The following is a 14,534-nucleotide window of genomic DNA, read 5'->3' as shown; positions in this document are numbered from 1 at the left end:
CATTAGTCCGTTTTAACGGACTTGAGCTATGAGACAGGGAATTTATTCCCTGGCGGGTGTGGAAGCCAAACAAATAAGCCATCTGTAACCTAAGTTGACACCAATGAAGCTCTTGCTTTACCCCTACAAATCTAGGTTTTTCGTGATTTTATAAGAGTCCATGTCCTAAAAACCACCGTTTTGAGGATAAAAATTTCGGCATTTCCGCTTCTACCCCTTATAATATGGCGATCGCCATCTGGGCTATTAGCAACGCCAAGTTTTATCAGTTTTGAGAATCTGGGCAGGAAATCCGGGACAACTGACTAAATATCAATTTTCTTTGTTAATTGGTAAAGGTGCAGGTTTAACTAAGAATTCAGAAATTTTGCCATTACGCTCTACTTGCACTTGTAAAGGAATACCAACTTGACTATTTTCTACTATTCTTTGCACCTCATCAACTTTCAAAACGGGTTGATTATTCATACTTTTGATCACATCTCCTGGACGTAATCCAGCAGTGGCTGCGGGTGAGTTAGGAACAATCCTCACTAATAGAATCCCTTGATTTGCAGATAAATTTATTTTCTCTCCAAATCGAGCAATGATTTTTTCCTTAATTTCTGGCGTTAATGTTACCATTTGTATGCCTAAATAGGGATGATCAACTCTACCTTTAGCAATTAGTTCTTCGGCAATTTTTTGGGCGGTATTAATAGGAATAGCAAATCCCAAACCTTGAGCGCCTTGAATAATTGCTGTATTCATCCCAATCACTTCACCACGAGCATTTAGTAATGGTCCACCAGAATTACCAGGATTAATTGCTGCATCAGTTTGCAGATAATCAACACGCTTATCACTAGCGCCAATATCACTACTAGAACGATCTGTGGCACTGATAATTCCAGAGGTAACAGTATTATTTAAACCTAAAGGATTACCAATAGCAATAACTGCTTCTCCTGGTTGTAAAGTATCAGATTTACCTAAAGCTAGACTGGGTAAATTACTGGCATCAATTTGAATTACTGCCACATCTGTTACCGCATCTTCACCTAATACTTTACCTTTAAAAGTTCTGCCGTCTTTGAGGGTAACTGTAACTAAATCAGCACCGTCTACAACATGAGAATTAGTTAAAATTTGCCCAGATGAATTAATGATAAATCCCGAACCGCTACCTCTTTCTACTCGTTCTCTAGGTTGTGTGGGGATTCTATTAAAAAATCCGCGAAAAAAAGGATCGGAGAATTCGTCTGGAGCTTGAGTTGTGACGGTTCTAGTTGAATCAATGCGAACAACTGCATCTCCCACCTTTTGTACTACTTTGACAACAAAGTTAGGATCTCCAGAAGAGGAAAAAATCGCGGGAGGAGCAATTTCTGTGGTGGGTACAGTAGTTTTTTGGGGTTGTGCATTGCTAGGTTCGATTTCTGTGGTGGTTTTCTTGAGATTCGTACAACCTCCCAGCATGAACACGGCTACACCACACACTGCGAGCCATTTTTTACCCTTATTTCCCCAATTTTGCCCTAAAAATCTAGTATTAATATTCTGCGCTGCTAAGTTATGATTATTAATTTTTATCATGTGATTATTGCTCCGTATTCGTTAGTAGGTGCTAGAATATTAGCTACCAGGTTTTTATCAGAATGATTATAGATGACACAGGGGTAATTACAAATTAGGAACGACTAATTACGGATAAAGGTGGTGTGAATGGAAATTCCCATAGATGATTTATGGAATCGTGTATTAGAGCGTCTACAGTTAGAGTTAGCTCCGCCTACCTTTGAAACTTGGATTAAAACAGCTTATGCACAGCAACTAGAAAATAACTGTTTGGTAATATATGCTCCTAATCCTTTTGCTCGCAATTGGCTTCAGAAGTATTACATTAATACTATTGCTAATGTAGTCCACGATATTGTGGGTTATCCAATAGAGATTTATATTACTGTAGTTGAGGATAAGGGAGTTTCTCATGTGGATAAACCGGAAGTGGAGGGGAAATTACCAGCAATAAATCATATTTTGGCAAATGCTCCCATAAATTCGCAAAAGACTTCAGATTTAAATTCTAAATATGTTTTTTCTCGTTTCGTTGTCGGAGCTAATAATCGCATGGCTCATGCGGCTTCTCTAGCTGTGGCAGAATATCCGGGTAGGGAATTTAATCCGTTATTTTTATGTGGTGGCGTGGGTTTGGGGAAAACTCACTTAATGCAAGCTATTGGTAATTATCGCTGGGAAATCTCTCCTCATTCTAAGATATTTTATGTGTCTACGGAGCAGTTTACAAATGATTTGATTACTGCAATTCGTCAAGATAGTATGCAGAGTTTCCGCGAACATTATCGGGCTGCTGATATGCTGCTAGTTGATGATATTCAGTTTTTGGAGGGGAAGGAATATACTCAAGAGGAATTTTTTCATACTTTTAATACTTTACATGAGGCGGGTAAACAAGTTGTAATTGCTTCAGACCGTCCTCCTAATCAAATTCCCAGTTTACAAGAACGGTTGTGTTCACGGTTTTCTATGGGGCTAATTGCTGATGTGCAAATGCCTGATTTAGAGACGAGAATGGCAATTCTGCAAAAAAAAGCTGAGTATGAAAATATTCGTTTACCACGAGAGGTAGTTGAATACATCGCTTCTAATTGTACTTCTAATATCCGTGAGTTGGAGGGGGCGTTAATTCGAGCTTTGGCTTATATTTCTATTTGGGGTTTACCTATGACTGTGGAAAATCTGTCACCGATTTTAGGCACTCCTAGTCAGAAAATAGAAACTACTCCTGAGATAATTTTAAATATAGTTGCAGATGCTTTGAATGTTTCTATTGAGGATTTGAAGGGTAATTCCCGTCGCCGAGAAATAAGTTGGGCTAGGCAAATAGGAATGTATTTAATGCGACAACTTACGAATTTGAGTTTACCCAAGATAGGGGAGGAGTTTGGTGGGAAAGATCATACGACGGTGATGTATAGTTGTGAGAAAATTACCCAGTTAAAGGAGAGTGATCAGAGTTTAATTCAAACTTTACACCAATTGAGCGATCGCATCCAAATGGCTACTACCAAAAATAGAATTAATATCGTTGATGTTTTCCACAACCCAAAAAACTAACTTATCCCATTCAAATCTGCACTATTGAGTCTGAATTTTAAGAAAAATATCATAAATGATGAATTTATATTTAAAATTGCCGCCAAAATCCAATTTTTTGCCGCAAACCTGTGGAAAACTTTAATTTATTACTTATCGGTTTCATGAAGTATGATGATTTTGGGAAAATTTAGGATAGTTTTTCCACAGTTTTTCCACAGGTAACTATCCAGATCAGGAGTTCAGGAGGAAGAAGAAATGAATGAAAATTGACACTCTCAGGGAGCCAAGCCACTGAGCTTTACGCTTACCGGATATTCCTGTAAAATTGTCCAAAAACCTATTACCCATTACCCATTTATATTGACCCCACAATTAAAATTGAGAAATTAGTGTCAATTTTCTCCAGTTGCGTTATGATGGCGATCGCAAGCCTAAAAACCTTGTTGGCTGGATATTGCCACGACTGTTCAGCATAAATAGCGTCTAGTAGTGGTAATTACCGTACAAAACCGAATTCCCAAGCAGCTTACTCTTGTTAGTTATGGTATAGTGGAAAAGTTAGAACTAGCTTTACCAAACTATAATTGCTCTACGCGCAGGTAATAATTGCAAGCGGAAGGCTGTTTTGATCAAGAATTTACACACAAAAATCTGAAATACACCGAGTTTATGATTCAGCAAGTAATTCACCCAATGGTGAAATTGCAGCGCAACGTGCAATCACTCGTAGAATCCAATATTATCAAACCCAATGATAGGATTTGGAAGATTGCCTTACTCTATGGCGATGACTGGCAACATTGGAAACAGGAGTTGCTGGACTTTGGATTTAGCACCCAAGATCCAATTGGCGATTTATTAGCGGTAGAAAAGTGGGACGACGATTAAATATCTAAATTAGATTGGCTATATCTAGGATAGATTTGACGTAGATAAGCTGTTGTGCATTTAATTTGTATAAGTGGAACAGGCATCTTGCCTGTTAAACAAGAGTTCAGAATATTAGGATTATACAATTTAGCTGTGTAACAGCTTACACCTACCTCCAGCAATGATAGAACTTTGTCCTTGTTTTATGGTGGGTGCAATTCTTTCGTCACTCGATTTTGGATTGATGATTTTGGACTTCGACTTCGCTCAGTCGAACGATTTTGGATTAACTCCACCCTCAAGTATAGATATGGAAAATTTTGGATTTAGAATTGACGTTAGCGAAGCGTACGCAGCGCAGCGAGTATTTTTACATTAGTAACTGATACCAAATTTTTTAATCTAAAATCTAAAATTCCCCGTCCAAACACACACTCAAGCATTTTTATTAAGGTAGGTAAATTATGGTTCAAACCTTACCTAAAACCCAGTTAGTAACCTTTGAGGAGTTTATTAAATGGAAACCAGAAGGCGGATTTTATGAACTGCATGATGGGGAAATTATTGAGATGAATCCACCATTAGGAAAACACGAAAGCAGAACCGGGTTTTTATCCAGAAAATTGACAGTCGAGTTTGACAGACTTGATCTTCCCTATTTTATTCCCAAACAGGCATTAGTTAAACCACCAACAACGGAATCAGCCTACTGTCCAGATGTTTTGTTGATAAATTCCACAAATCTAGTCAATGAACCGCTTTGGGAAAAAAAAGCAACAGTAACTCAAGGTGATTCTGTGCCATTAATCATCGAAGTGGTGAGTAGCAATTGGCGAGTTGATTACTATAGAAAATATAGTGATTATGAAGAAATGGGAATTAAAGAATATTGGATTGTTGATTATCAACCCTTTGGTGCTGGTAAATTCGTGGGTGAACCAAAACAACCTACCATATCAATTTGTTCTCTAATTGGTGATGAGTATGAAATTAACCATTTTAGAGACAATGAGCCAATAATTTCCCGCACTTTTCCCGAATTGAACCTAACCGCTAACCAGATTTTGCTAACTGCTGATTGATATTAATGCCTGAGCCAACTCCTTTGCAGTATGATAGCGATCGCGTGGTAAAGGTTCTGTCACACAATCAATTACCTGTCTTAATTTATCATTAATTGTTGGTATCCCTTTAACCTCAAAGCGAAAATTACGCCCCCTTTGGCGATAAAATTTTAAAGGATTTTCCCCAGTTAATAAAAAAATTAACGTCGGACCAATAGCATACAAATCAGATTGGGTAAGCGGTTGTCCCCGTTCCTGTTCAGGAGCGCAAAAACCCTCAGCACCGATTCTTGTCCCTGGTTTTGTGCCAATTTCCTTAACAGCACCAAAATCCAATACAACAATACTATTATTACCACTTCGCACCATCAAATTAGCCGGCTTAATATCCCGGTGAATTAATGGTGTATGTTGGTGATGAAGATAATCTAGAATATCACAAGTTTGGATCATCCAAGCGATCGCTTGCTTCGGAGTTACGGGTCCAGTTAAGCGAATCCGTTTGTCTAAATCTTGTCCATGAATTAACTCCATAGCCAAGTATTTTTTACCATCTTCCACAAAGAAATCATAATACTTGGGAACTCCCCCATGATTAAGATGCTTGAGAATACTAGCCTCTCGGATGAATAACTCTTGAGCTTTGGGAATTTTCACCATATCAGCATTCATCTGCTTAATTACCAGTAATTGTGGTAAACCAGTAATTTCACCAACACCATCCCAAGCTAAATAGGTAGTACCCATACCACCCTTTCCCAAAGTCCGTAATACCTGATAATGACGAATAGTTTTTTGCACCAAAATTGGTTGACCACAGTGAACACAAAACACATTTTGAGGATGATTCCCTTCGTGAGTACAACCAGCGCTGGAATATTCTGGAATTATCTTTTGATTAATTTCTCCATTTCCTGAACCTGAAGCTGGGATAAGTAGAGGAGATAATTCCTGAACTTGTACCTTGAGTACAGGACCACCCTGAGCTAATTGCAGCAAAGAATTATCAGCAACGATAGATTTAGTAACCAAAAAGCCATTGAGGAAAGTGCCATTAGTTCCATGACTAATTAACTCCCAATCATCCCCTCCAGCATTAGTAACTAATTTCAGTTCTAAATGATACCGAGAAACTAAATTGTCAGCCAAAACAACGTGATTATCTACCGCCCGACCAATACGAACGACGGTAGAACCCTCAAAGCACCACTGTTTCAGCGGTGTTTTTGTGCTTTTTTCTAATAGGGTCAAAGTAATCACAATACAACCTAAAATTTAAGATCAAAAAACTAATTTTAGAAGCAACTTTGCTAAGATAGTCGGACTTTCACTCGCACTAGTATAGCTGTAATATTGTCATGACCATTGTGTTCATTACCCAATTCAATTAAATTTTGAACCCCTGTGACTAAATTACTAGAAGAACTTAATAAGGGTTGGAGATGGGTTTGCCAATGAGTTTCTAAGCAGTCATTATCTGATAAACCATCTGAAACCAATACCAGAAGCATATCTTCATTGATATCAAATAACATCACATCAGGATGGAGAGCATCTTCGTTGCGTGGACCTAAAGCTTGGGTAAGTTGATAAGCATCTGCACGTCCATAGGCAATACTAGGTTCTATCCCCCTAGCAATTTCTCGTTGACCAACTTCATGGTCTATAGTTATTTGTTCTAGTCCTTGCTTGCGAGTCAGCCAATAAAGACGACTATCTCCCACATGAGCAATTGCCGCTTGATTATCTTGAAGTAGTAGCATGACCAAAGTAGTACCCATGCGACCAATACCAGAACGAGCTTCTTTTTGATTAAGCTCATAAATAGCCTGATTAGCCAGATAAACTGCGTGACGAATAGACTCCTTGCCAGGCAATTCTGTATCTACCCAAGTTTCTTGAAAGTATTGACGGATAGTATTGACCGCTAATTGACTAGCTATTTCACCTCCAGCATGACCACCCATACCATCACAAAGAATATATAAACCTTGTGCTGTAACTTGACTATTTCCTGGTAACTCTATCTTGTGAACTTGACTATCAACACCAAAATAGTCCTCATTATGATTACGTTGACGACCCACATCAGTAGCTGCTGCATATTCCACGCTACTTAGCTGCACGGATAGAACTAGAGTTGGGGCTTCATCACTTTTATTTTTTGTATCATTACCTAGCGCCAAGACAGGTGATGAAGTTGGTTGTTCCTGATGACATTCTTCTGCTATTTCTTGTAAATGCGATAGCAATTGCGCCAGAGTTTGAATATTCCCAGATTCCACATCCTCTAACATCTGCACCACAGAATCCAATGGAGTGTGTTGGGATTCTCTAAACAAAGTTTGCCACATCCGACCCAAACTTTTAAGAGTTAAAGCTTGTTGTCCATTCTCTCGTATTTTCGTCAAATCTAAAACTTCGGGTGGTTGTGGTGTCAGTAACGGTGTCTCTGTATATAGCCTTTGTAATATCAGAGTTTGGTCTTCATCTAAGCGCAAGTTCGACAACTCCAACAAACTTTGGCGACAATTTACAGTTTCTAACAACTCCCAAAGTTGAGTCATTTGATAAAACCAATGTAAAATTTCCAACGGACTTACTGTATCTCGTCGCAAAACATCAAGCAACGTCGGGAAATTGGATCTGTCTTCTAACAAGACTACTTGAAAATGATCTTGCTGCCAAGCATCATGAATATTTGGTATTCCTGGGCGCTTATCTACCTGCAATTTTAGATAAGCTTCCGCCGAACCCGGAATTGTCCTTATATCCATCTTGGTTTCGTGCAAAAGCATTGCCCCAATCAGTGATATTTCGTAAGGTTGACAATCTAGAACTTTGACTTCTATATAATTCGCAAATTCTTGTGGAGATTCTAACAAGCGATAACGTTGCCAAGGATCTAAATAAGCATCTAAAACAAATTTGGATAACAGACCAGAATCTCCGCCATCATCCGCTATATTTTCTAGATTTTGGCTTAATTTCGCAGTTTCCGCCACAACAGAAACTACCTTATCCACTGCCTGAGTAATGAGCGCATACCAAACTGTGCTAGATTCTGCACCACATTTATAACAATACTGTGCATCTAAAGCCATATCGGCACTACATTCAGAGCAGATTTTATGAGCTAAGGATATACCACAGCTTTGACAGAACTTATTACTATCACTGTTTTCAAATTTACACTGGGGGCAAATCAGCATAGTCGGACTTCCTTGATTTTCCTTGTAAGGTGCTTTTAGCTACAAATATTCAAACAGTCCACAATTAAATAACTAAAATTAAAATTATGTAACCTAAGAACTAAGTGCTATTGTTGACACTCTTTTTGTATACTGATATTACAGTACCTTAATCTATTTTTCCGGTTAATGATTTAATCTTGCAACTTCTAGGGGAGTCAGTTCTCGCCATTGTCCTGGTGCTAAATCATCTAATTGAATATTACCAATACTTATCCTAATTAACCGCAAAGTCGGAAAACCCACAGCAGCAGTCATGCGACGGACTTGGCGATTTTTACCTTCAGTTAAGGTCATTTCTAGCCAAGCTGTGGGAATACTTTTCCGAAATCGAATGGGGGGAATACGTTGGACTACGGATGGTTCTTCTAACAATAACCTAACTTGAGCAGGACGAGTCCGGTAATCTTGAATTTCTACCCCAGTTTGTAGCTGATGAATTGCATCAATATCAGGAATACGTTCCACCTGCGCCCAATAAGTACGTTGATGACCAAAGCGCGGATGTGCTAGACGATGCTGTAACTGTCCATCATTTGTTAGTAACAGTAACCCCTCACTATCCCAATCTAAACGCCCCACAGCATAAACATCGGGAACATCTATATACTCTTTTAGCGTAATATGTTTGGGACTTTCTTGAGTAAATTGGCTCAAAACCCCATAGGGTTTGTGAAAAATAATATACCGATTATTCATAAAATATAGAAGGAGTCAGGAGGTAGGGGCGCAGGGACTGCGCCCATTCAGGATTCAGGAAAAAGAAGAAAGGATTAATAAACATCAATTATGACAATTAGCAAAATTAGCCGCAGATCCTTTTTATTTCTGGGTGGGGCAACCTTAGCACAAGGATTAACCTTAACATTACCTAGTTATGCTCAACCAGTCCAGGTAAACAAAAGTCAAATTAATGGTATCCCTTTTTATCAAACCATAGTTGATCTCACAGATCCAAAAACCTTGATGACAATGGGTTTAGCCAAAAATGCCAGCTTTGCCAACACCATTCAAAAAACCAGTGGTGATGAAGAATTTAGTAAATTAGTAGCGCGTTATAAGGCTGCTGTAGTTGCTAACGGTACATTCTTCGCCAAAAATCCTCAAAAAACAGTGCTGGGTAACATGGTAGCTGGGGGAAGATTTGTCAAATATAGTCGCTGGGAAAATTTTGGGACTACCTTGGGATTAGGAGTCGGCAATAAACCAGAAATGGTGACAGCCAGAGTAGACGGTAAACCGGAATGGAATAAACATTGGTTTTCCCTAACCTGTGGACCGAGATTATTGCGACAGGGGGAAATATGGATAAATCCCAGTATTGAAGGCTTTAAAGATCCTGTTGTTTTAGGCAATAGCGATCGCACAGCCATTGGTTTTACTCAGGACGGCACAAAACTGATTTTAGCCAATTTTGAAATTAACCTCTCTTTACAGCAGGAAGCAGAGGCAATGAAAGCGATCGGTTGCTATGAAGCCATGAATTTAGATGGTGGAGCATCCAGAGCCTTAGCCAACAAGACTAATATTGTAGTTCCCGCGGGTAGACCTTTAACCAATGTAATCGTCATTTATGATGCCACAAATCCTGCCCCCACAGCCTTAGAACAAGCATGGCTGAAGTTTCAAAAAGGAGAACGTCCCCCCATACCTGCCTCGTAAATAAGGCACGGTTCAGGAATTAGAGGAATAATTACCAATTAGCCAGCCCTTGATTACGGAGTCAGGGGTATAATATTTAATTTTTAATGGGGTTTGACGGCAAATACGACTATAAAGTTACGGTTCACCCCAATTCCTGAAAGTATTAATTCCCATACATTAGTCAATGTGAAAGCACATAAATCCATGAAACCACTAGACATAATTTATAAAATTCACCGTTCCCCTGACGGTTCGGTAAACCACCCTGCATGGAATGGCTACCACTGAGTTTATTTCTATTTCTTGCCCTGGGTAGCCTAGTTTGGGATTGTATTCCCAGCAAAGCCATTAGTTTCTTTTTGGGCAACTGATTGTTATTAGCAGTTAGTTAATGCAGTTTTATATTCTCTCTGAGTTCATTTAGTAATTTTATACGGAGCAAACACCCAAAATGGCAAAAGTAGTTGGAATTGATTTAGGAACGACTAACTCCTGTGTGGCAGTAATGGAAGGTGGTAAACCCACCGTTATCGCTAATGCAGAAGGTTTTCGGACAACACCCTCGGTAGTTGCATTTGCCAAAAACGGCGACAATTTAGTTGGTCAAATCGCTAAACGCCAAGCGGTAATGAACCCCGAAAACACTTTTTATTCGGTAAAACGCTTTATTGGTCGTCGCTTCGACGAAATTACCAACGAGGCTACAGAAGTTTCTTACAAAGTTCTCAGCAGTGGCGGTAACGTTAAGGTAGACTCTCCCGGTGCTGGTAAACAATTTGCTCCTGAAGAAATTTCTGCAAAAGTTCTCCGCAAATTGGTTGAAGATGCTAGTAAATACCTGGGTGAAACTGTTACCCAAGCTGTAATTACCGTTCCTGCTTACTTCAACGACTCTCAGCGTCAAGCTACTAAGGACGCGGGAAAAATCGCTGGTATTGACGTTCTCCGCATTATCAACGAACCTACCGCAGCTTCCCTAGCTTATGGCTTTGATAAAAAGAGCAACGAAACTATCCTTGTATTTGACTTGGGTGGTGGTACTTTCGACGTATCCGTTCTAGAAGTAGGCGACGGTGTATTTGAAGTATTATCAACATCCGGTGATACTCACCTGGGTGGTGACGACTTTGATAAAAAAATCGTTGACTTCCTCGCCGAACAGTTCAAAAAAGACGAAGGTATTGACCTCCGTAAGGACAAACAAGCCTTACAACGTTTGACTGAAGCCGCAGAAAAAGCCAAAATTGAACTTTCTAGCGTTACTCAAGCAGAAATTAACCTCCCATTTATCACTGCTACTCAGGACGGTCCAAAGCATTTGGATACAGTTCTTACTCGCGCTAAGTTTGAAGAACTTTGCGCTGATTTAATTGACCGTTGCCGCATTCCGGTGGAAGATGCACTTAAAGGTGCGAAGTTAAATAAGACCAATATTGACGAAGTTGTTCTCGTTGGTGGTTCTACCCGCATCCCCGCAGTTCAAGATGTGGTCAAACGGGTGTTAGGTAAAGATCCTAACCAAAGCGTTAACCCTGATGAAGTTGTAGCTGTTGGTGCTGCTATTCAAGCGGGTGTCTTGGCTGGTGATGTTACGGGTATCTTGTTGTTAGACGTAACACCATTATCTTTGGGTGTAGAAACCTTGGGTGGTGTGATGACTAAAATTATTCCTCGCAATACTACAATTCCTACCAAGAAATCAGAAGTGTTCTCTACTGCTGTAGACGGACAAACTAATGTGGAAATTCACGTTCTCCAAGGTGAGAGAGAATTCGCCAATGATAACAAGAGTCTAGGAACTTTCCGTTTGGATGGTATTCCCCCTGCTCCTCGTGGTGTTCCCCAAATTGAAGTTACTTTTGATATTGACGCTAACGGTATTCTCAATGTTGCGGCTAAGGATAAGGGAACTGGTAAGGAACAATCTATTAGTATCACGGGTGCTTCTACTCTGGATAAGAATGATGTAGAACGCATGGTGAGAGAAGCTGAACAAAATGCTTCTTCTGATAAGGAACGTCGTGAAAAAATTGAACGCAAAAACCAAGCTGATTCTTTAGCTTATCAAGCTGAAAAGCAGTTACAAGAGTTGGGTGATAAAGTCCCTGATGCTGATAAGACTAAGGTTGAAGGTTTAGTTAAGGAAGTACGGGAAGCTGTTGCTAAAGAAGATGATGCTCAAATCCAGAAGTTGATGCCAGAATTGCAACAAGCTCTGTTTGCTATTGGTAGCAATATCTATCAACAAGCTGGTGATGCTGCCGGTGCTGCTGGTACTGAACCTCCAAGCGGTGGTTCTGCTCCTTCTGGTGATGATGTTATTGATGCTGATTTCACTGAAAGCAAGTAGTCATAAATTCTCATCAAGTACACTATTAATACCCATCCAGTTATGGCACTGGGTGGGTATTTTTTATTTTTTGATGGTAGTTAAATTATTTATGGTGAAATAGTGATTATGGTTCTACCGTTCCCCTTGTGATCAAACATCCCTTTTAGGTGTCCAAAACCATTGCTGTACATTGGTTTGATCTAAATTAATGCGATCGCCTATTGTTGAATTTATTAAACCCTCAAACCTAGTTAGGGTAAGGGTTTATGCCATATTCATTCCGAAAAATCATCAAGGGAGCGGTAGAACAGTTTACTAGCGCTCTGAAGCAAGCACCATGCAAATTGCTTCTTAATATCAAATTCACAAAAAAAAGAGGTCTTTTTAGAGACCCCTTCCAAAATCAAAATAAAATAATGTTTGATTTAGAGAAATTAAGACAAACCAGCATTAGTACCTTGTTTACCGGTTGCTAATTCCACTTTAACAATCTTGCCACCCATTTTTTGAATCCGTTGTTGTTCACGGAACCAATTTTCATAAGGAACTAACTTAGTAAAGTAAGTATTTTGTAATTCGCGTTGGGTGCGAGTCCGAGATAGGCTAGGAACACAAGCAGTTACTTTAAATAAACGAGCCATTTTGTTTTAAATCTCCTGATATTGTTTGGGAAACTTTTTTATCTCAAATGTCTTGAGTGAAAATCTTTAATTTATCTGTAAGGATTTAGCTATCAGTGGTCAGCTTTTCTAAATTCTATGCCAAAAACTATATTTGATTACTTATCAATATATCAAATATTCTGACTCGGTGACTCCTGACTCCTGACAATTATTTTTTCCAAGGCTGGAAATCAACCATCAGCACCAGACTGATAACACTTACAATCAATTAGCAAGAGAACCTTCTAGCAATCATGATTGATCTCCAGACCTTAATAATGCCGCACCTACATCACTAAGTGCAAAGCTAACTCCTAGCTCAAGCCAGAGGAGATATAGTCGAAGTAAACGCCCATTTCTTTACCAGCGTCAGGACCAACCAAACTAGCGGTTACTTCCTTCATAGCACTGATAGCTTGAATTGTAGCTCCTACGGGTACTCCCAAGGAGTTGTAGGTTTCTTTCAAACCATTTAATACACGCTCGTCCAAAATGGAAGCGTCGCCAGCCAACATAGCGTAAGTAGAATAGCGCAAGTAGTAATCCAAGTCACGGATACAAGCTGCGTAACGACGGGTAGTGTACATATTACCACCGGGACGGGTGATGTCAGAGTACAACAAGGATTTAGCTACAGCTTCTTTAACGATCGCAGCAGCATTAGCACTGATGGTTGTAGCTGCACGAACGCGCAGTTCACCAGTAGCGAAGTAGCCTTTTAGCTTTTCGAGAGCAGCGGTATCAAGGTATTTACCTTGAACGTCTGAAGAATTGATAACGGAGGTAATTGCGTCTTGCATTGTTGTTTTTTCCTTATTTCCAACCTTATTGCTACAGTTTTAGTTTGAGCCTAGTTACAGCTAAAACTTACTGCATTGCACCAACAACGTAGTCGAAGTAAGAACCAGCTTCACCAGCGTCTTCAGAAGACAATAGGGTAGCAGCAACGTTCTTCATAGCGGCAACGCCACCAGCAACTGCATCAATGGGAGTACCCAAAGATCTGTACATTTCACGCACACCAACGATACCGATTTCTTCGATGGCTGTAACATCACCAGAAACGATTCCGTAGGTAACGAGACGGAGGTAGTAGTCCAAGTCACGCAAGCAAGTAGCTGTCATTTCTTGACCGTAAGCGTTACCACCGGGGGAAACAACGTCAGGACGCTTTTGGAACAGTTGGTCGCCAGCTTGCTTAACAATGCGCTCGCGGTTTTCGGTCAATACTTGAGCGATGCGGAGACGTTGTGCGCCACCAGCAACAAAACCTTTGATTCTATCTAATTCACCGGGGCTGAGGTAGCGAGCTTCCGCATCAGCATTCACGATGGCTTTCGTGACGATACTCATTAATGGATTCCTCCAAAACTAATGGAACCAGAATTTGATTAAACTGGTACGACTTTATGTGGTTGATAGTGACTTGACAACTTGGTTGACATTTTTAGCCAGATTGTCTGGATTTGGTGTAAACCAGGTGGAAAACTCAATTACCTCCCGCAAAATATTGTCCAGTATTATGTTGAGCATTTATTACTGCTCTTAATATTTTGTAACACTTATTTTCAGATTTGCTCATTCTCAGGGAACAGGGGGCAGGGGGCAGGGG

13 protein-coding genes are annotated in these 14,534 nt (G+C 39.8%); 5 read left to right on the top strand and 8 right to left on the bottom strand.

Annotated elements, in window-relative coordinates; genetic code table 11:
• Nucleotides 1-312: 312 nt before the first annotated feature.
• The gene (locus IQ228_RS08875) at nucleotides 313-1,575 is read right to left on the bottom strand and encodes an HhoA/HhoB/HtrA family serine endopeptidase (protein WP_027402743.1); all 1,263 of its coding nucleotides are present in this window, start codon (nucleotides 1,573-1,575) and stop codon (nucleotides 313-315) included.
• A gap of 129 nt (nucleotides 1,576-1,704) precedes the next feature.
• On the opposite strand from IQ228_RS08875, the gene dnaA reads away from it, so the two are divergent.
• The 3 genes from dnaA to IQ228_RS08860 all read left to right on the top strand — a co-directional run bounded on the left by dnaA (nucleotide 1,705) and on the right by IQ228_RS08860 (nucleotide 5,051).
• Nucleotides 1,705-3,117: a chromosomal replication initiator protein DnaA gene (gene dnaA, locus IQ228_RS08870; RefSeq protein ID WP_052149998.1), complete on the top strand. Its 1,413-nt coding sequence runs from the start codon at nucleotides 1,705-1,707 to the stop codon at nucleotides 3,115-3,117.
• A gap of 651 nt (nucleotides 3,118-3,768) precedes the next feature.
• A complete protein-coding gene (locus tag IQ228_RS08865) occupies nucleotides 3,769-3,987 on the top strand; it encodes a DUF4327 family protein (protein WP_027402742.1) in 219 nt (72 codons plus the stop codon).
• A 446-nt stretch (nucleotides 3,988-4,433) separates the two neighbouring features.
• Complete coding sequence (locus IQ228_RS08860) at nucleotides 4,434-5,051, top strand: Uma2 family endonuclease (protein WP_193962677.1); 618 nt, start codon at nucleotides 4,434-4,436, stop codon at nucleotides 5,049-5,051.
• Here the strand turns inward: IQ228_RS08860 and IQ228_RS08855 are convergent.
• The 3 genes from IQ228_RS08855 to IQ228_RS08845 form a co-directional block, all read right to left on the bottom strand.
• Nucleotides 5,037-6,293: a protein kinase gene (locus IQ228_RS08855; protein ID WP_193962676.1), complete on the bottom strand. Its 1,257-nt coding sequence runs from the start codon at nucleotides 6,291-6,293 to the stop codon at nucleotides 5,037-5,039. The genes IQ228_RS08860 and IQ228_RS08855 overlap by 15 nt on opposite strands.
• Nucleotides 6,294-6,343: 50 nt before the next feature.
• The gene (locus IQ228_RS08850; RefSeq protein WP_193962675.1) at nucleotides 6,344-8,245 is read right to left on the bottom strand and encodes a serine/threonine phosphatase; all 1,902 of its coding nucleotides are present in this window, start codon (nucleotides 8,243-8,245) and stop codon (nucleotides 6,344-6,346) included.
• 165 nt (nucleotides 8,246-8,410) lie between these two features.
• Nucleotides 8,411-8,983, bottom strand: a complete 573-nt coding sequence (locus IQ228_RS08845; RefSeq protein WP_027402737.1) for an rRNA large subunit pseudouridine synthase E — start codon at nucleotides 8,981-8,983, stop codon at nucleotides 8,411-8,413.
• Nucleotides 8,984-9,073: 90 nt separating this feature from the next.
• Between IQ228_RS08845 and IQ228_RS08840 the strand changes: the two genes are divergently transcribed.
• Both IQ228_RS08840 and dnaK read left to right on the top strand, forming a co-directional pair.
• The gene (locus tag IQ228_RS08840) at nucleotides 9,074-9,946 is read left to right on the top strand and encodes a phosphodiester glycosidase family protein (RefSeq protein ID WP_193962674.1); all 873 of its coding nucleotides are present in this window, start codon (nucleotides 9,074-9,076) and stop codon (nucleotides 9,944-9,946) included.
• Nucleotides 9,947-10,379: 433 nt separating this feature from the next.
• Nucleotides 10,380-12,278: a molecular chaperone DnaK gene (gene dnaK, locus IQ228_RS08835; RefSeq protein ID WP_027402735.1), complete on the top strand. Its 1,899-nt coding sequence runs from the start codon at nucleotides 10,380-10,382 to the stop codon at nucleotides 12,276-12,278.
• Nucleotides 12,279-12,694: 416 nt separating this feature from the next.
• On the opposite strand, the gene IQ228_RS08830 is transcribed toward dnaK, so the two are convergent.
• From IQ228_RS08830 to IQ228_RS27095, 4 genes are all read right to left on the bottom strand, one after another.
• Nucleotides 12,695-12,901, bottom strand: a complete 207-nt coding sequence (locus IQ228_RS08830) for a phycobilisome linker polypeptide (protein ID WP_027402734.1) — start codon at nucleotides 12,899-12,901, stop codon at nucleotides 12,695-12,697.
• A 335-nt stretch (nucleotides 12,902-13,236) separates the two neighbouring features.
• Complete coding sequence (apcB, locus tag IQ228_RS08825; protein ID WP_027402733.1) at nucleotides 13,237-13,722, bottom strand: allophycocyanin subunit beta; 486 nt, start codon at nucleotides 13,720-13,722, stop codon at nucleotides 13,237-13,239.
• A gap of 67 nt (nucleotides 13,723-13,789) precedes the next feature.
• Nucleotides 13,790-14,275 carry an allophycocyanin subunit alpha gene (apcA, locus tag IQ228_RS08820; protein WP_027402732.1) on the bottom strand — a complete coding sequence of 162 codons (486 nt, stop codon included), beginning with the start codon at nucleotides 14,273-14,275 and terminating at the stop codon, nucleotides 13,790-13,792.
• Nucleotides 14,276-14,329: 54 nt separating this feature from the next.
• Nucleotides 14,330-14,455 carry a hypothetical protein gene (locus IQ228_RS27095; protein ID WP_255549956.1) on the bottom strand — a complete coding sequence of 42 codons (126 nt, stop codon included), beginning with the start codon at nucleotides 14,453-14,455 and terminating at the stop codon, nucleotides 14,330-14,332.
• Nucleotides 14,456-14,534 lie beyond the last annotated feature (79 nt).

Source organism: Dolichospermum sp. LEGE 00246, from assembly GCF_015207865.1.
Lineage (GTDB): Bacteria > Cyanobacteriota > Cyanobacteriia > Cyanobacteriales > Nostocaceae > Dolichospermum > Dolichospermum heterosporum.
This window is presented reverse-complemented; position numbering and strand designations above follow the sequence as displayed.

Excerpts from the sequence above, each read along its gene's own strand:
- dnaA (WP_052149998.1), top strand. The coding sequence starts at position 1,705 with ATGGAAATTCCCATAGATGATTTATGGAATCGTGTATTAGAGCGTCTA.
- IQ228_RS08865 (WP_027402742.1), top strand. The coding sequence starts at position 3,769 with ATGATTCAGCAAGTAATTCACCCAATGGTGAAATTGCAGCGCAACGTG.
- IQ228_RS08830 (WP_027402734.1), bottom strand. The coding sequence starts at position 12,901 with ATGGCTCGTTTATTTAAAGTAACTGCTTGTGTTCCTAGCCTATCTCGG.
- IQ228_RS08840 (WP_193962674.1), top strand. The coding sequence starts at position 9,074 with ATGACAATTAGCAAAATTAGCCGCAGATCCTTTTTATTTCTGGGTGGG.
- apcB (WP_027402733.1), bottom strand. The coding sequence starts at position 13,722 with ATGCAAGACGCAATTACCTCCGTTATCAATTCTTCAGACGTTCAAGGT.
- dnaK (WP_027402735.1), top strand. The coding sequence starts at position 10,380 with ATGGCAAAAGTAGTTGGAATTGATTTAGGAACGACTAACTCCTGTGTG.
- IQ228_RS08875 (WP_027402743.1), bottom strand. The coding sequence starts at position 1,575 with ATGATAAAAATTAATAATCATAACTTAGCAGCGCAGAATATTAATACT.
- IQ228_RS08845 (WP_027402737.1), bottom strand. The coding sequence starts at position 8,983 with ATGAATAATCGGTATATTATTTTTCACAAACCCTATGGGGTTTTGAGC.
- IQ228_RS08850 (WP_193962675.1), bottom strand. The coding sequence starts at position 8,245 with ATGCTGATTTGCCCCCAGTGTAAATTTGAAAACAGTGATAGTAATAAG.
- IQ228_RS27095 (WP_255549956.1), bottom strand. The coding sequence starts at position 14,455 with ATGCTCAACATAATACTGGACAATATTTTGCGGGAGGTAATTGAGTTT.
- IQ228_RS08860 (WP_193962677.1), top strand. The coding sequence starts at position 4,434 with ATGGTTCAAACCTTACCTAAAACCCAGTTAGTAACCTTTGAGGAGTTT.
- apcA (WP_027402732.1), bottom strand. The coding sequence starts at position 14,275 with ATGAGTATCGTCACGAAAGCCATCGTGAATGCTGATGCGGAAGCTCGC.